Origin of the sequence: Corynebacterium sp. sy039, assembly GCF_007904105.1 — a bacterium.
In the GTDB taxonomy this organism is placed as follows: domain Bacteria; phylum Actinomycetota; class Actinomycetes; order Mycobacteriales; family Mycobacteriaceae; genus Corynebacterium.
On the sequence record NZ_CP042325.1, the window covers coordinates 684,515 to 700,937 of the forward strand.

Sequence of the window (16,423 nt, forward strand, 5' to 3'; positions counted from 1 at the left end):
CGTTATATGAATAATGAGTGCTGGTGGTATATGTGAGGGGTATGCAGGTATTAGAGATCTTTTTGATCAATGCGTTCTGGTAGCACGATTGGACGAGCGCCCGCAATATGCTCCACAATGCGAATAACTTGGTTAGAGTAGCCAAACTCATTGTCGTACCATACGTAGAGCACAAGATGTTTTCCACTAGCAATAGTAGCTAGCCCATCGACGATTCCCGCATGGGTAGAACCAACAAAATCAGTAGAAACTACCTCGGGCGATTGGATGTAGGCAATCTGCTGACGCAAATTAGAGTGCAATGCCACTTGATCCATGAGGTTATTGACTTCGTCGCGAGTGACTTCTTTTTCTAAAGAAAGATTAAGCACTGCCATAGACACATCAGGGGTTGGAACACGAATGGCGTTACCCGTGAGCTTTCCTTCTAATTCAGGTAGTGCTTTTGCCACTGCTTTTGCTGCACCTGTTTCGGTGAGCACCATGTTCAGTCCAGCGGCTCGACCACGACGTGAGCCTTTGTGGAAATTATCAATGAGATTTTGGTCATTGGTAAAGGAATGGACGGTTTCTACGTGACCATGAACGACACCATAGTGATCATTGAGTACCTTGAGCACCGGAGTAATACCATTGGTGGTGCATGACGCAGCAGTGACAATATCATCATCAGCATAGTCATCATGGTTGATTCCGTAGACGATATTTTTAAGATCGCCTTTACCAGGTGCGGTAAGCACAACACGCTTAACACCTTTGCTGTGCAGGTGCTGGCTTAGTCCGGCACGGTCACGCCATCTACCTGTGTTATCTACGACGATGGCGTCGTTGATACCATAGGCAGTGTAATCCACGCTGGCTGGATCATTGGAGTAAATGACCTGAATCTGTGCCCCATTTGCCCAGATGATGTCATTTTCCTCATCCACGGTAATCGTGCCATTGAACGCGCCATGAACACTATCACGGCGCAATAGTGATGCACGCTTGATAAGGTCTTGTTCTCCATTTTTGCGTACGACGATAGCTCGCAGGCGAACACCACCATAGGCAGCCTCACGGGCAATAAGAATACGCGCCAAGAGGCGGCCAATACGACCAAAACCATAAAGTACAACGTCTTGAGATGGCATAGCATGAGCAGTGCCGATTGCTGGTGCTAACTCTGCTTGCAGGAATTGGTCAAGATCTCCACCAGTTTCTTGATATTTCACTGCTAGTCGACCAAGGTCAATGGAGGCAGTGCCTAAATCAAGTTTGCTGATTGCTTCCAAGATAGGCAAAGTATCTGCTGGGGTGAGTTCAGTAGGAGTAGCCAGACGAGAATAGCGATGAGCTTTGACGATGTCAATGTCGGTGACGTCGATAAGCAAACGACCGAAAATGGAAGTGACTACATTGTTATTGCGGTGCAGCTTTCCAATAAGTGCAAGCATATGTTGCGCTGATTCGATTTTTTCATTCCAATGCTGTGGCATGGCGTTACTCATTATTCCCTTCATTCATGGGGCCAAAATAATGGTGACATAGGTAGTTCAGTAGCACACACTATGTGTATAGTGCGTATATGCTACGGATGCTTAAGCCACCACGTATGATAACTACACCCGATAGTCTAACTGAATGACGTGTAAAAATGGGGAAATTGGGGGTATCTTCAGGGTGAAAAGAATAACTTTCTTATACTCACCCTCCCTGCAGTTATTGATGAGTTTTTCTACCAGTGAGGAACACGATTCCTGCCTGCTATAGTGGTGTGGCAGATGAGAAACCCTAAACCTCTCACTCTCATCCCTTTGGCAAAGAGCACAAGAAAGATCAGGTGGCAGATATGTGGCATGCAGTGAGTTTTGCATTAGCGGACTCGCTTAATGTGCTGCTTATTGGCTTAATAATTATCGTTGCAGTCATTGTGCCTTCAGATAAGCCTTTTGGGCGCATAGTGTCGCTGCTGATCGCAGGGGATTGGCTGGGAGTATTCTTGTTATCCCTGATGACTATGTATGTTTTTGATGGTTTGGAATCAGGCGTAAAAGCAGTTATTTCCTCACCAGTTTTTGGCATTATCCTGATTGGGGTGGGGGTTCTCGGCGCGATTATGACCTGGCGTGGTGGCGATAATTCCCAGCTTATTGCCAAACTCATGCCGCCTCTAGAAAAACCAACAGTAAAAACCTTTGCCCTAGGATTGGTACTAGGGCTAGTTCAGTCGTTAACGTCCATCCCATTTTTTGCTGGTATCGCAGTATTAAGTGTGGGGGAGTTTTCTACCACAATTCGCTACGTTGGGATGTTTTTTTATGCCACTCTCGCCCTATCGTTGCCCATAGTCGTAGCAGCACTAGCTACAGCTCTACGACGCTCCCCCCAAAAGCCTGCTAAAGGAGCATTAATCTGGCTAGATCAGAATCGTCGGCAAGCAGGTGTCTGGGCAGGGTATTGTGTAGCGCTGGTACTAATCCTTATGGGTGTGGCACACCTTTAGGCGAGTGTCATAGTGTGACCTTGAGTGTGTTTACTTTAGTCGGCGACCATAGGGAAAAGCTCAAACTCTGGATGCTCTTTTTCGATAAAGGAAAGTTTCCACTTATCGCCAAATAACGCGACTAACTCGCCGTCGGTACGAGTGAAAACTTCTACACCTCGTTGTTTTGCTAATTCTGTAGCTGTGGCGGCAGTAGTTCTTCTAGCAACGGAATAAGGAATGGGATCTGCTACGGTTTCTACGTTATATTCATTTTCCATTCGCGCTTGCATAACCTCGAACTGCATCGGACCCACCGCAGCCATAACAGGTGCCGCGTCACCACGAGCATCATTGCGCAAAATCTGAACCACGCCTTCAGCGGCTAATTGATCAAGAGCTTTGCGGAATTGCTTATATTTTCCTAAGCTCTTAGCTCGCAGCGTGCGGAAATGCTCTGGTGCGAACTGAGGCATAGGTGGATATTGTACTTTTCTACCTGCATAGATAGTGTCGCCTGGGGCAAGGGATCCAGCATTGACCAGGCCAACAATATCGCCAGGAAACGCTGTTTCCACAGTAGAGCGGGTGCGACCAAATACAGTCAGTGCGTATTTAGTGGAGAAACTACGCCCAGATTGGGCATGAGTTACTTGCATACCACGGTCAAATTCGCCAGATACCACACGCATGAATGCAAGGGAGTCTCGGTGATTCTTATCCATTCCAGCTTGTACCTTGAAGATCACACCAGAGAACTCGTCGTCAATGTTGCGGCGTTCGTCGATAGCACTTGTGGCAGCAGCAATGGCCTTCTCATCACTAGTTCTTGCGGCCGGCTCAGGGGCAAGTGCACACAGAGTATCTAAAATTTGGTGCACACCAAAGTTCAGCATTGCTGAGGCGAAGATAAGTGGGGAAGTAGTGCATTCTAAGAACAGTTCTTGATTATGCAGGGCGCCGTCGGCAGCGAGTAATTCTACTTCTTCTACCGCACTATCCCACACTTCTTGTTCTTTTTCTTGTGCCTGTTGTGGTGCATAGTGTTCTTCAGGGGCAATAGTAGAACCACCAGCAGTACGCAAGAAATGAATATACTGTTGCGCTTGACCATCTGCGTCGATACGCGCAAGACCACGAAAATCACCAGCCTCGCCTACTGGCCAATAAAGGGGGGTAGGTTGAAGATCAATCTCTTGCACAATCTCGTCAACCAGTTCCAGCGGGCTCCTACCTGGTCGATCCCATTTATTGATCACCGTGATAATGGGCAGTCCACGGGCTTTACACACCTTAAAGAGCTTTAAGGTTTGGGGTTCTAGGCCTTTCGCTGCGTCGATAAGCATAACTGCAGCATCCACAGCGGTAAGGACGCGGTAGGTATCCTCGGAAAAGTCAGCGTGACCAGGGGTATCCACCAAATTAATCATGAATGGTTCGCCCTGATGATCTGCAGGAGCATACTCAAACTGCAGAGCCGAGGAGGCAATGGAAATACCACGGTCTTTTTCCATATCCATCCAGTCAGACACAGTGGCTTTGCGCCCAGCTTTACCATGCACGGCACCTGCCTCGGCGATAACGTGTGCGTGCAGTGCTAATGCCTCGGTCAGAGTGGATTTACCAGCATCGGGGTGGGCAATAACAGCAAAGGTACGGCGGCGTTTCGCTTGCGCTAAAGTGTCTGAACTCATAAAGAACAAGGATAGCTCGTGTCTTACCACTGTGGCGAATCAATCCTCAACAACAGCTCAACGCTGCTTTTTGGTTCTATATCTTGGGTCTATATCTTCGCCTTTTCCGCTAGCTTTTACTGGGAGTGAATATCATTTTGTGCTTGTGCGATACCCTCGCTAATTACTGCACGCACCCCACGAGCTGCCAAAGTTGCCATTTGCTCTACTTGTTTATTGTCGTGATATTCCTCAAGTACATAATCAACTACGCTTGTGCCGCGCTCTGGTCTGCCAATGCCCATTTTTATCCGCACATAGTCGCGGGTGCCTAGCAGCTGCGAAATAGATTTTAAGCCATTATGCCCATTTTCACCGCCACCTTTTTTAATGCGCACCACACCTGCAGCTATATCCAGTTCATCATGAACCGCAATGATATGGTCAGCCGCAATATCATAGTGATGAGCCAGCGCTGTCACTGCTTTACCGGAGTCATTCATATATGTTGTAGAACGAACGAGCAGCACGGGAGTGTCGGCTACCATGAGTTGCGCTGTCCACGCTGGCGCATTCTTGTGCTTTTCTAGCCCAAGTCCCTCTTTTTCCAAGAGCTTATCGACGCACAGGTAGCCCATATTATGCCTGGTTGTCTCATATTCTTCACCAGGGTTACCCAAGCCAATCACTAACCACTCAGGTCGGCGCTGCTTAGCATCCGTGGTGGCAGGGCGAAATAGTTTCTGTAAAAATTGTGTTAAGGATTGGCGAGAAAACATCATTCCATAATCGCATATTTTTTATTAAAGGGTTTGCTGAGGGTGATTGATAGTGCATACAACAGCTGCATCGTTTTTAGAGCAAGTAGGTGGCAATGAGACGGCACGCATTATTGCTGCACCAATGGCAGGTGGTCCGTCCACTCCACATTTAGTACATAGCGTTACCCAAGCAGGCGCACTCGGCTTTCTTGCTTCAGGAAATATCAGTGCTGCGCAGCTGGTAGCTAATATGCAACAATTGCGTGAGCTAAGCCAAGGAACCCCAGGGCATTATGGGGTCAATTTCTTCTGCCGCCAAGAACAAGAGGTCAGTGCACATACTATTGCAGCTCTTGCTCCTGTGCTTGCCGACGCTTATGCCCATGCGCATAGCACTTGCACAGACGATGACGATACTGAGTATGTAGTACCCACGCCGCGTGCTCTTGACTATTCCAATGAATTTGACGATAAGTTCGCCGCAGTGCTTGATGCCCGCGCCCAGGGCTATGGTCCTCGTATTGTCTCTAGTAGCTTTGGTAGTTTCACACCGAGCGAAATTGCACAGCTTCATGAGGTAGGTATTTATGCTTGGGTATCAGTGACTAGCCCGCAAGAAGCACGCCAAGCGCAAGAAAATGGTGCTGACGCTCTTATTGTGCAAGGCAAAGAAGCAGGTGGGCATCAATTAACGTGGTCGATGACAGCAGAACCAGCTTTTATGCCTGTGGCTGAATTGCTCCCGGCAGTAGCGGAGATAACCAATGCGACAATCCCACTGATTGCCGCAGGTGGGGTGCGCAATGCTTGCGATGTTGCTCGGCTATGCGCTTTTAACGCGGTGCAGGCAGTATCGTGTGGTTCCGTATTTCTCCTTGCTACCGAGGCTGGAACGAGTGCCGACAACCGAGCACTGCTGGAAAAAGGTGGGGAAACCATACTCAGCAGAGCTTTTTCTGGTCGCTATGCCAGGGGGTTGGCTACTACTTTTAGTCGCAGTCAGCTGCAGTTGCCACCGAGTTATCCTTATCTTTCTGTTATGCTCAAGCCTTTGCGTTCACACCCTGATTTTTCCTATTGCCTTGTCGGCGAGGACGTGCATTCATTGGCTGCGCAAGATGCAGCAGGGATCGTCGCAGAATTAAGCCAGGGATTAGCGCAGTTATCTTTTTAGCCTAGGGTAAGCTAAGATCAGGGTCATGGGTCATAAGGTTAACACAAAGCGTAAAGCGTACAATCCTTATAAAGACCTATACAAAAGTGGGCATAAAAAGAAAAAACATAAGAAGAATAAAAAGCACAGTGAGCTGCTCAAAGTACGTACTTTGTTGAGTGGTGCACCAGCATTAAAAAAGAAATGCTGCCGCTCATGTCCACGGTGTAGTACCTGCCCAGCAGTGTTGCGCTATTTACAGAAGAATAATGCCCTGACCCTTGATGATGCAGCACTGCAAAGCATGCTCTTAGAAGCACGCTTGCGCTAAGTCGGCCTAGGTGTTCCTGAGATAACTTTCGACGCTATCCGCAGCATCAGCACACAGAATAGGTAACTGCGCTGTTTCTTGTTTGCTAAAGTTTTGCAGCACAAAGCGCGACACTTCCATGCGCCCTGGTGGTCTACCAATGCCAAGACCGACTCGCACATAGTCCTTAGTGCCGAGTGCTTTACTAATAGAGCGCAAACCATTGTGGCCATGATCGCCACCGCCCAGCCGTATCCTGTGCTGGGCAAAATCCAGCTCTAGGTCGTCGAAAAGCACAATAATGTGTTCAGGGGGAATACTAAAGAATGCAGCAAGGCTGTGTAGCGGGGTGCCAGAGAGGTTCATGGCGCTACGAGTTTTGGCAAGAATAACGCGCTGACCACTCAAGCTAGTTTGCGCAATAAGGGTATTCGAGCGCTTATGCAAGGATAATTGCGCTGTTGGCGTGGTGCGCTCGAGGAGCTCCTCGAGAAGCATTATCCCAGCATTATGCCTGGTTCGTGCGTATTTTTCCCCAGGATTACCAAGACCTAGGATAAGGAAAGGAGAAGATGAGGCAGGAGCATTCATATCACTTATTGTGCCAAGGACACTCTCAGATGCAAAAGCTAGTCATAAGTATTGGAATAAGTCTGAGCCCAAGAACGTGCGACCCAGGGGTGTGGTATATGTGCAGCATGAGTTTTAGCCTTGCGTGTGAACTGAATTCGGGTGATGATCAGCGCACAGATCGTTGCGGTAACGGTGCACACTATGCAAGAAAGGATGAAAGTATGTGAGCTATGTTCACTAAAAATAAATAATGCAAGGTACGCGCTGGCGATTCCGGCTTGTTCGCAGCAGGAAGAAAAAGAAGAAACAGTGCCAAGAATTGGGCGTGGTATGCCGTCGATGATTGCGCTTTGCCCATAGATAATTGTGAAATCAAAAAGGATGCCGGCAAGAAAAGCACTGATAAAAAATAGTGGTAGGGCGTGTGTGCCATAAAAAAGAGTGAGTGGTAGTGCTAATAATCCAGGAAAAACGAGAGCCCAGAAAATATCATTTTTTAGCTTGAGATATTGTGCCAGTACACTTCCCAGGAGTAGCCCCACATTAAAAGTAGAGAGTATGTATCCCCATAATTGTGGTGAGTGAAAAGCGCTGAGGAAGTAGTCCGCTGTGGCTAATCGAAAACCTGCAAGCCATGCACCAGCTTGGACAGCGGAGGTGATTGCAAGAATAACAAACCATGTTGCATAGCGAAGATACGCTATCGACGCGCGAAAAGTGCTTTTGTTCTCCTTTGCGTTTTGCGTAGGTCTTTGTAGTTCATTGTGGGAAACAAGGCATACGAGTATGCCTGAGCAGCAGTAGAGTGCGCTAAAAATATAAAAGAAAAATTGGGTTGATAAAGCCGTGAGAATGAGACTTGCGCAACCGGGTGCGATTGCCCGAGCAATGTTAATCAAGAGTCTTGTTCGAGCAATTTTTTGTGCCCTGCCTGCGGAATCGGTGATATGGGCAAGAACAACTTGTTGATTAGGGGAGGCGAATGCCCCTAGCGCACCCGTAGCGACGGCTAGTATATGAAGAACCGTCGTGAGTGGAGTCTGATTTCCAAGACAAAGGGCATAAGCTACGCATATCAGCGCGTCACAGATTGAGATGCCTAAGAAACATAATCGAGCGTTGAATCTGTCGCTCAACAAGCCGCCAAGTGGTGCAACACATAATGTAATGATCGCTATGAGAGCCGTGTTAAGGACTGCTTGTGAGAAACTTGTTTCTATTAAAAGCACAAGTAGCACACCGGTGCTTATGCTGCGGCTCGCAAAAGCGTTGAGGGCAAGTCCGATTGCGGTGCGGTAAAAATTATGTGCGTGATTTGTCATGGGCCGCCTATCTAGAACGATAATAACTATAGTCTAATTGGTATTGCTTTCTATGTCCATCATTGTCCATCATTGCTAGAGACTGTCCCATTAACCTATTAAGAAAACAAAACCTCCCCGCACAGTCTTCCTGAATTGTGCGGGGAGGTAAGCGTTGCGCAAGCGTAAACGCAAAAGGAAAATTTTACTCTTCGCCTTGTTCTTCGCCGGCTTCTTCTGTCTCTGCGCCTTCTGCTTCAGCATCTTCGTCGGCAGGTTCCTCAGCGACCTCTTCGTGGTTGATGGACGCGATAAGAGTCTCAGGATCTGCGACAAGAGTAGTGTTTGCTGGCATGGTGAGGTCGGCAGCAGTTACCTTGCTGTCTACGTCCATGCCTTCAACAGAGAAAGTAATCTCATCTGGGATAGAGAGTACGTCAGCTTCAACGAGGATAACGTCAGCATCCTGAACAAGCATTGCACCTGCGGCAACTTCACCCTCGATAACAACTGGAACTTCAACCTCAACTTTTTCGCCACGCTTAATGGTAAGCAAATCGACGTGATCAACGTTGAAGGTCAATACGTTTTGATCCACACTCTTGACCATGGTGAGGTATTTTTCACCTTCGACGTCGAGCTCAAGAACAGCATTAACGCCCTGAGCACGAAGCAAAGCGTGAAGCTCGAGAATGTCGACTGCGAAGTGAACGGGTTGCTCTACCTCTGATCCGTAGATAACACCTGGTACGAAACCTGCGCGGCGGAGGCGTCGGGAAGCGCCTTTACCAAATTCATTACGCGCTTTAGCGCTGATAGTAGGGTACTGAGCCATTTTTAACTCCTATAAACTTCTATGACTATAAGTTTCAAGAGTCTCATAAGGATTGCGCTCGATGCTATAAGCCGAGAAACAAGAAAAACCTACGAATGAGACTATCTAGACATCTGTCTTGGCTGAGTCTTCGCAGGTATTGCAAAGGAAAATACAATCGCGTCGATAACGGCTAAAATAATTCAGCCCTCGCCGAGACTGTGTAAATATAGCATTCTTAGCTCTAAAACTCAAAATAGTACCTGCTAGAGATATTCACAGATATTTGCTTGCCTCACGCAGTGATAGCGTGGCAAGTTCTTCCTGATAAGTGTCAAGGAAACTGCGTACCCAATCAGGGTTATGTCTGGCATAATCGCGCAGTGCCCAACCAATTGCTTTATTGATAAAGAACTCGGTGCTGCCCAATGATTGTTCAATGCAAAAAGCAAGAAGTGCGGTGTCTGTGTGTTCTTTGCGTCCTAGTTGATGAATGATTGCTACACGACGTAGCCAGGTATTTTCTTCTTGTGCCCACTGTTGCATTTGCTTAGCTGTGGCGTATGTTCCGATAATACCAGCGAGCGCATCGACGCTATCCCACCAGGATTTGGTGGTGACGATATCGGCTAGCCAGTCGATGTCGCTAGTGCCCAGTGGGGCTTTTCTTAGATAATCGCAGGCAACATAGCTAAACTCTCGTTCTTCTTGGGCAAAACATAGTTCGACAAAGTTTCGGTCTATGCCGGCCTGGTGCGCTGTTTGGGTAAGTTCTGTGAGGAAGTTTTTTGTTGCTGCTCTGCGTTGTGGCGTTTTGATGCCGAAAAATGCAAATTGTTCCCGCATATAGGTGTGCATGGTGAGGGCATTATCCTCGTTGCGTAGATCGCTGAGGATATGGCGCAGGGTGGTGAGATTTTTGTGTGGTGTTGGTTTGGTTGTCACTGCGTTTTCTTTTCTGTGCTAGTGGTGCGTGGTCATCAGGGTATTATTCACATGATTTAAGCTATTTTTGTTGAAGAAAGTATTTTATAGTATTTTTCTTAATGTTATGTCATTAAAATTATTCATTTATGTTTGCAAAAGTTAATATAGTGAATAATGTTATTTCTGTTAAAATTGTTATCTTGGTGTAACTTAAGAATTAACACATACCCATAGTGCAGAATAAGCAAGGGGAAAGGAACAAGATTGAATCCATTAAACGTGGTAAAACGCATTGCAACTGTGCCACGAGACTTAGTTGACATTGCCAAAGCCATACCAGTTTTATGGTCATCCGGTGTTTTAGGTGCACAAGATGGTCCTCAAGCATTAGGAAAACTCGTTCTTGATTTCTGTCGCTGGGGCTTTACTTCAGCACGCCAGCTAGAAACTTCTGCTTTTTCTAGCGGCAATCGCATTGCACTCATTGACGATGACGGAGAACTAACCTACAGCCAATTGCGCGATGACGTACGTGCCATAGCACGCACACTCTATTGCAAAGGAATTGATAAAAACTCCCGCATCGCCCTTATGGCGCGCAATAGTCGCGGTTTCTTATACACGCTGGTCCCCAAAGGACTCATCGGTTATAACACATATCTATTCAATGTTGGCTCCTCACCAAAACAGCTCCTCGACAGCCTCAAAGAGCACAAGATCGATATGCTCTTTATCGACGAGGAGTTCGAGTCGCGCCTACCAGAGGATTTTGACGACATTGAAGTGGTCCTTACTTGGACCCAAGACGGCAAACGACTCCCACATAGAGATTGGGCACATATCTCCGAGCTTATCGACGACGCACCAAACGAAAAGGCAGTGAAGTTCCCATTACGTCCACGCCAGGGGCGTATTGTGCTTATGTCTTCCGGTACTTCCGGCACTCCTAAAGGCGTTGTACTGCATGAACCACGATTCCCAGTGGCATTAGTTTCTAGTATTTTGAGCAGTGGACCGTGGAAACCACGAATGCGTATGCAAATGACTGCATCAATGTTCCATGTGTGGGGATGGGCTTGTATTAACCTATGCCTGGCCACCCGCGCAACTATTATTACTCAGCGTGTTTTTGAGCCCGAAGTAGTCATGCGCACCATTGAAAAACACAAGGTACAAGGTGTGCTTACCTCTGCAGTGTTCATGAAGGCTATGGTCGAATTGCCTGATGTGCAGAAATATGATGTTTCTTCTGTGCAATTTTTAACTAATGCTGGAAATGCGCTCACCGTAAATCTAGTGGAAAAGATCCACGATCTTTTTGGCCCGATCCTATCTAATATCTATGGTTCCACTGAGGTTACTGCAGTTTCTGTGGCTAAACCAGAAGATCTTGTTGCTAATCCACTATGTGCTGGACATACTCCGCATGGCACGATTACCAAGATCCTGGATGAAGCAGGCAATGAAGTAAAAGACGGCGAAATTGGCATCATCCACGCGCGCAATGCCATGACATTAGTGGGATACGCTAATAAACGCGATAAAATCACCTACCGCCACGGACTTGTCGATCTTGGCGATTTAGGATACCGCGATGAAGGTGGCCGCCTACAAGTGCTTGGTCGCAATAACGATATGATCATCGTCGGTGGCGAAAATGTGTATCCAATGTCTGTTATTGATTGTCTGACCAGTATGCCAGGCATCTCCGACGTCTACTGCAAAGGCGTAGAAGACGATAAAACATTCCAAAGAATTGCAGCTTATGTGGTTCGGGAAGAATCACCAGCTGGATTAGCATTGACAGAAAACTCTGTGCAGGAGTGGGTACGACAAAACCTTGCAGAACACTCTGTTCCTCGTGATGTGCATTGGCTGGCAGAATTGCCACGCAATGCTACTGGAAAAGTGGTAGCGCGAGAACTGCCTTCTGCTACATAGCAAGCGCTTAACATCCGATAACAATTAAACGGCATAAAGATGATGAATCTTTATGCCGTTTTCGCACTACTGGGCTATGGGGAAGAAAACTGTTATGCCTGACCCTCAAAAAGATTAGTTACAGAACCATTCTCAAAAATCTCATGGATAGTCTTAGCTAGTAGCGGTGCGATGGACAATACTGTGAGATTATCCCAACCCTCGGTTGATTGTGGCAAAGTATCCGTGGTGATTACTTCCTTAGCACCACATTGAGAAAGACGTTGTTTAGCAGGGTCGGAGAAAACACCATGAGTACAAGCAATGATAACGTCTTCTGCACCGGCATCGCGCAGTACCCCTACAGCGCCAGCAATAGTTCCGCCTGTGTCAATCATGTCGTCGATGAGCACTGCTGTCTTACCAGAAACATCACCAACAACGCGGTTCGCAACAACTTGATTAGCAACATCGGTAGAACGAGTCTTATGCACAAAAGCCATAGGCGCATCCCCAAGGGTATTTGCCCATTTCTCAGCAACTTTTACGCGTCCTGCGTCGGGGGAAACCACAACGATATTATCGAGGGAATACTTCTGCTTGATGTAATCAGTCAGAATAGGCATAGCGTGCATATGATCAACAGGACCATCGAAGAATCCCTGAATCTGATCAGTGTGGAGATCCACTGCCACAATACGATCAGCTCCAGCAGTGCGGAGCAAATCAGCAACGAGTCGAGCAGAGATAGGCTCACGACCACGGTGCTTTTTATCTTGGCGCGCATAAGGATAAAACGGCAAAATTGCGGTAATGCGCTTAGCGGAGCCACGTTTGAGCGCGTCAATCATGATGAGCTGTTCCATGAGCCATTTATTCAAGGGCTGGGTGTGTGACTGCAACACAAAGGCGTCAGAGCCACGGACAGATTCCTCAAAACGAACGAAAATCTCACCATTAGCAAAATCCCGCGCGGTGGTCGGGGTCAAAGCAACCCCAAGCTCACGAGCCACTGCCTCGCCAAGCTCAGGATGTGCTCTACCAGAGAACAGCATGAGATTCTTGTGGTTCTCAGTCCAGTTATTGCTGGTCATGTGCGAAAGATACCTTTCCTAATGTGGAACCCACGCCAGATTCGTAGATTCCAGTGGGATACATTGTGTGAGTTTCAAGCACAACTATTTCTAACCTTATACTGCCTGCGCTAAGAGAGAAAAACCATAACGCATTTAGTGCAAGGTGTTTTACTGTTTCTCGTCACCTACTTCAGTGAAAATTCCTTTTTCCTGAGCATCTTCAGCGGCACGAGCTGCAGGGGTATCAGGGCGTTTGCGCATGACCCAATTTTCGATATTGCGCTGTTTACCACCAGATACTGCTAGTGCTCCAGGTGGGACATCGTCACGGATAACAGTTCCAGCGCCAGAATAAGCCCCATCACCAACTGTTACTGGGGCGATAAACATGGTGTCTGAACCAGTACGTACGTGATTGCCAATAACAGTGTGGTGCTTATTGACGCCGTCGTAATTGACAAAGACACTAGAGGCACCAATGTTTGATTCTTCACCCACAGTCGCATCACCGATATAGGTAAGATGCGGTACTTTAGATCCAGCCCCAATGCAAGCATTCTTCGCTTCGACGAATCCGCCAAGTTTTCCACGTTCCCCAAGGGTAGTGCCTGGTCGAATATAGGTAAAAGGACCTACCTGTGCATGGGCACCGATGTGTGAATCTAGACCATGAGTGCGGATAACCTGCGCACCAGTCTCTACAGTCATGTTGTGCAATGTAGTATCTGGACCGATTTCAGCCTCATCACCAATCACACTATTGCCAAGTATTTGGGTACCAGGATAAATAGTGACATCGCTACCAATTGTTGCCGTTACATCAATCCACGTCGATTCTGGATCGACAATAGTTGCTCCGCCACGCATTACAGCAGCGAGGGTACGGCGATTCAATTCCTTTGCTGCATGCGCAAGCTGTAGCCGATCATTAACACCAGCGAGTTCTTTATGGTCAGGTGCACAGAATGCGCTCACAGTTTTGTGTTGTTGGCGTGCAATAGAAAGAACATCTGTGAGGTACAACTCGCCTTGAGCATTATCAGTGGTGAGGTGTTGTAGATTTTCTCGCAATACATCAGCGTCGAAAGCGAAAACACCAGAGTTGACTTCTTTAATGGCGCGGGTGGCTTCATCGGCGTCTTTTTGTTCCACGATAGCGCTCACAGTGCCGTCGTTGGTGCGAATGATTCTGCCATAGCCAGTGGGATCCTCAACGTGCATACTCATCACGGTTACTGCGCTGTGCGTAGTGGTGTGATGGGTCAGGCAATCCTGGAGTGTTTCAGAACGTAGTAGCGGAACATCTGCGTTAGTTACCATGATGGTGCCGTGGAAGTCAGCTAAGAGTTCCATTGCGCATTGCACTGCATGACCAGTGCCGTGTTGTTGTTCCTGAATGGCAGTATGAATATGGATGTCTAGCTCAGTGGAAATATCGTCGATCGCGGGTGCCACTTGCTCTCGACGATGCCCAATAACTGTAATAATGCGCTCAGGGTGTATCCCCGCCGCCGCATACAATGAATGTGCTAATAAGCTACGACCACCAATGCTATGCAGTGTTTTTTGTGTTTTTGACTTCATACGGGTGCCGGCACCGGCAGCAAGTACGATAACAGCACAAGGCGAATTACTCACGAGTATAAAACTCCTATATTGTGATTAGACTACGTGGCACCAGTGTAATCTCAAATCCATTCTTAGTGCTTATCGACGCTCAAGCAGTACCGTATAGTCTGCAATAGTCTGCGTACGGCTTCGGTTAAAGATAGAGAGAACCAGTGTATAAGCCGATCACAGCAATCAGACCAGCAATGATGATAATTGCGACGATGATCCATTCGAAGAGATTAAAAATCTGTTCTTTTCGATAAATCCTCGTCCACACATAAGGGATAAGACCAGGTAATACTGCAACTGCACCAAAAAGAACATACTTGGGATCAGCTGCATAAATGAGCCATAAAGAATAGGCAAAAGCAATAGTGCCAATGAGCAGATGACGCTTATTATCCTGAGCGGTCATACGCGGACCCGAATCATCAAAACGGGTACCAGCGTGAGGGTGTGTAAAACCTTTACCTCGTACTGCAAGCAAAATGAGATAGAGTGCAGAGAAAATGTAAGGCAACAGGTACATGATGGTAGCAAGTTGCACCATAGAAATATAGGTAGTCTCATTGCAGAAGAAAACAATCACCCAGATCTGAATGGTGATAGTAGAAATCAACTGGGCTACCCACGGCGAACCATTAGGATTAGTTTTACCTAATTTACGTGGCAGAAGCCCGTCGTGAGCCATGAGTACGATTGGCTCAGCACATAACATTTGCCAAGACACATAAGCACCTAGCACGCTCAGACACAGTCCCAAAGAAATAAGTGCGCCACCCCACGGACCAATTACTGCCTCTAGCACTGCTGCCATGGAATTATCTGGTAGTGCAGCTAGCTGCTGTTGAGAAAGTACCCCAAAAGACAAAGTAGCAATGCTGACCAGTAACACCAATACCGTAAAGAACCCAATGAAAGTGGCTTTACCGACGTCAGCGCGAGTACGAGCTTGTTTGGAATAAACGCTAGCGCCTTCCACACCGATAAACACCCACACTGTAAAAAGCATAATTCCTTTGACTTGGTGGAATACATCGGTGCCAGAAGCCTTACCCCAGAAATCCAGGGTGAAGGTGTCCCAGGAAAAACCCAAGAATGCAACGAAGATGATGAAGCAGAAAATAGGAAGAAGTTTTGCAATAGTTGTGATGGCATTCATCATGGCAGCCTGTTTAATGCCACGAGTAAGACCGAAGAAAATAACCCAGGTGAGAATAGACACTGCAATTGCTTGGGAGAAAAGATGATCCTCGTCAAACAAAGGAATGTAATGCCCAATTGTGGAAAAGAATAGGGTGGCATAACCAACCTGTGCGATAACGCTGCCTAGCCAATAACCCCAACCAGAGACAAAACCAATAAAATCACCAAGACCGGCACGCACATAGGAATAAACCCCAGAATCAAGGTGCGGTTTACGATAAGCAAGAATGTGGAATACGAAAGCAACAGAGAGCATTCCAATACCTGCAATAAACCAACCAATGAGCATTGCTCCTGGTGCAGCGACAGAAGCGATGTTCTGTGGGAGCGAGAAAATACCTGCACCAATGCAGGAACCAATAATAATGCCCACAAGTGACCACATTTTTACTGTGTGTGACCGTGGGGCAGTAGCGTCGTGTGCTTCAATTCCTGCAGTAGTTACCATTATTAAAAGATAGCGTGAGTAAGTGGATTGAACAAAAAATTTTCCGTATTTTTGTGGTCTTTACAGGTATTTTCGCAAAGTACGAGTCTGTGTTGTATGCTAGTGACCTGTTGAAGAACTTTAGTTAGCACGTAACTATAGCTACCTAATCGCATCTTCAATTTTTCCCTGTGGTGTAATCGGCAA

Annotated in this window: 14 protein-coding genes; 4 read left to right on the plus strand and 10 right to left on the minus strand. The window is 47.1% G+C overall.

What is annotated here, in order from left to right; translation table 11 throughout:
• Positions 1 to 50 precede the first annotated feature (50 nt).
• Positions 51 to 1,478 (minus strand): glyceraldehyde-3-phosphate dehydrogenase, encoded by a 1,428-nt coding sequence (locus tag FQV43_RS03085; RefSeq protein WP_146340367.1) that lies wholly within the window; start codon positions 1,476 to 1,478, stop codon positions 51 to 53.
• Positions 1,479 to 1,831: 353 nt separating this feature from the next.
• Here FQV43_RS03085 and FQV43_RS03090 point away from each other — a divergent pair, with 353 nt between their 5' ends.
• Positions 1,832 to 2,485 carry a hypothetical protein gene (locus FQV43_RS03090; RefSeq protein WP_146340369.1) on the plus strand — a complete coding sequence of 218 codons (654 nt, stop codon included), beginning with the start codon at positions 1,832 to 1,834 and terminating at the stop codon, positions 2,483 to 2,485.
• Positions 2,486 to 2,520: 35 nt separating this feature from the next.
• Here the strand turns inward: FQV43_RS03090 and FQV43_RS03095 are convergent, their stop codons facing one another.
• Both FQV43_RS03095 and pth (FQV43_RS03100) read right to left on the minus strand, forming a co-directional pair.
• Positions 2,521 to 4,158 (minus strand): peptide chain release factor 3, encoded by a 1,638-nt coding sequence (locus FQV43_RS03095; protein ID WP_144274363.1) that lies wholly within the window; start codon positions 4,156 to 4,158, stop codon positions 2,521 to 2,523.
• 116 nt (positions 4,159 to 4,274) lie between these two features.
• Positions 4,275 to 4,919 (minus strand): aminoacyl-tRNA hydrolase, encoded by a 645-nt coding sequence (gene pth, locus FQV43_RS03100; RefSeq protein ID WP_246846946.1) that lies wholly within the window; start codon positions 4,917 to 4,919, stop codon positions 4,275 to 4,277.
• Positions 4,920 to 4,968: 49 nt separating this feature from the next.
• On the opposite strand from pth (FQV43_RS03100), the gene FQV43_RS03105 reads away from it, so the two are divergent.
• Together FQV43_RS03105 and FQV43_RS03110 are read left to right on the plus strand one after the other, a co-directional pair.
• Positions 4,969 to 6,072 (plus strand): nitronate monooxygenase, encoded by a 1,104-nt coding sequence (locus FQV43_RS03105; protein WP_246846947.1) that lies wholly within the window; start codon positions 4,969 to 4,971, stop codon positions 6,070 to 6,072.
• 25 nt (positions 6,073 to 6,097) lie between these two features.
• The gene (locus FQV43_RS03110) at positions 6,098 to 6,382 is read left to right on the plus strand and encodes a hypothetical protein (RefSeq protein WP_146338823.1); all 285 of its coding nucleotides are present in this window, start codon (positions 6,098 to 6,100) and stop codon (positions 6,380 to 6,382) included.
• Between the two features lie 6 nt (positions 6,383 to 6,388).
• Here FQV43_RS03110 and pth (FQV43_RS03115) read toward each other — a convergent pair whose 3' ends face one another.
• From pth (FQV43_RS03115) to FQV43_RS03130, 4 genes are all read right to left on the minus strand, one after another.
• Complete coding sequence (gene pth / locus FQV43_RS03115; protein WP_146338825.1) at positions 6,389 to 6,952, minus strand: aminoacyl-tRNA hydrolase; 564 nt, start codon at positions 6,950 to 6,952, stop codon at positions 6,389 to 6,391.
• A 38-nt stretch (positions 6,953 to 6,990) separates the two neighbouring features.
• The gene (locus tag FQV43_RS03120) at positions 6,991 to 8,256 is read right to left on the minus strand and encodes an MFS transporter (RefSeq protein WP_146338827.1); all 1,266 of its coding nucleotides are present in this window, start codon (positions 8,254 to 8,256) and stop codon (positions 6,991 to 6,993) included.
• A 184-nt stretch (positions 8,257 to 8,440) separates the two neighbouring features.
• Complete coding sequence (locus tag FQV43_RS03125) at positions 8,441 to 9,070, minus strand: 50S ribosomal protein L25/general stress protein Ctc (RefSeq protein ID WP_146338829.1); 630 nt, start codon at positions 9,068 to 9,070, stop codon at positions 8,441 to 8,443.
• A 255-nt stretch (positions 9,071 to 9,325) separates the two neighbouring features.
• Positions 9,326 to 9,994 (minus strand): DNA alkylation repair protein, encoded by a 669-nt coding sequence (locus FQV43_RS03130; RefSeq protein ID WP_246846948.1) that lies wholly within the window; start codon positions 9,992 to 9,994, stop codon positions 9,326 to 9,328.
• A gap of 246 nt (positions 9,995 to 10,240) precedes the next feature.
• Between FQV43_RS03130 and FQV43_RS03135 the strand changes: the two genes are divergently transcribed.
• Positions 10,241 to 11,917 (plus strand): AMP-binding protein, encoded by a 1,677-nt coding sequence (locus FQV43_RS03135; RefSeq protein WP_146338832.1) that lies wholly within the window; start codon positions 10,241 to 10,243, stop codon positions 11,915 to 11,917.
• A 92-nt stretch (positions 11,918 to 12,009) separates the two neighbouring features.
• Here the strand turns inward: FQV43_RS03135 and FQV43_RS03140 are convergent, their stop codons facing one another.
• The 3 genes from FQV43_RS03140 to FQV43_RS03150 form a co-directional block, all read right to left on the minus strand.
• Positions 12,010 to 12,990 carry a ribose-phosphate diphosphokinase gene (locus FQV43_RS03140; protein WP_144274375.1) on the minus strand — a complete coding sequence of 327 codons (981 nt, stop codon included), beginning with the start codon at positions 12,988 to 12,990 and terminating at the stop codon, positions 12,010 to 12,012.
• Between the two features lie 150 nt (positions 12,991 to 13,140).
• Positions 13,141 to 14,616 carry a bifunctional UDP-N-acetylglucosamine diphosphorylase/glucosamine-1-phosphate N-acetyltransferase GlmU gene (gene glmU / locus FQV43_RS03145; RefSeq protein ID WP_146338834.1) on the minus strand — a complete coding sequence of 492 codons (1,476 nt, stop codon included), beginning with the start codon at positions 14,614 to 14,616 and terminating at the stop codon, positions 13,141 to 13,143.
• Between the two features lie 118 nt (positions 14,617 to 14,734).
• Complete coding sequence (locus tag FQV43_RS03150; protein WP_144274379.1) at positions 14,735 to 16,237, minus strand: amino acid permease; 1,503 nt, start codon at positions 16,235 to 16,237, stop codon at positions 14,735 to 14,737.
• Between the last annotated feature and the right edge of the window lie 186 nt (positions 16,238 to 16,423).

What these genes read in the sequence shown, in the direction of transcription:
- FQV43_RS03085 (WP_146340367.1), bottom strand. Translation starts at nt 1,478, where the DNA reads ATGCCACAGCATTGGAATGAAAAAATCGAATCAGCGCAACATATGCTT.
- FQV43_RS03090 (WP_146340369.1), top strand. Translation starts at nt 1,832, where the DNA reads ATGTGGCATGCAGTGAGTTTTGCATTAGCGGACTCGCTTAATGTGCTG.
- FQV43_RS03095 (WP_144274363.1), bottom strand. Translation starts at nt 4,158, where the DNA reads ATGAGTTCAGACACTTTAGCGCAAGCGAAACGCCGCCGTACCTTTGCT.
- pth (WP_246846946.1), bottom strand. Translation starts at nt 4,919, where the DNA reads ATGATGTTTTCTCGCCAATCCTTAACACAATTTTTACAGAAACTATTT.
- FQV43_RS03110 (WP_146338823.1), top strand. Translation starts at nt 6,098, where the DNA reads ATGGGTCATAAGGTTAACACAAAGCGTAAAGCGTACAATCCTTATAAA.
- pth (WP_146338825.1), bottom strand. Translation starts at nt 6,952, where the DNA reads ATGAATGCTCCTGCCTCATCTTCTCCTTTCCTTATCCTAGGTCTTGGT.
- FQV43_RS03120 (WP_146338827.1), bottom strand. Translation starts at nt 8,256, where the DNA reads ATGACAAATCACGCACATAATTTTTACCGCACCGCAATCGGACTTGCC.
- FQV43_RS03125 (WP_146338829.1), bottom strand. Translation starts at nt 9,070, where the DNA reads ATGGCTCAGTACCCTACTATCAGCGCTAAAGCGCGTAATGAATTTGGT.
- FQV43_RS03140 (WP_144274375.1), bottom strand. Translation starts at nt 12,990, where the DNA reads ATGACCAGCAATAACTGGACTGAGAACCACAAGAATCTCATGCTGTTC.
- FQV43_RS03150 (WP_144274379.1), bottom strand. Translation starts at nt 16,237, where the DNA reads ATGGTAACTACTGCAGGAATTGAAGCACACGACGCTACTGCCCCACGG.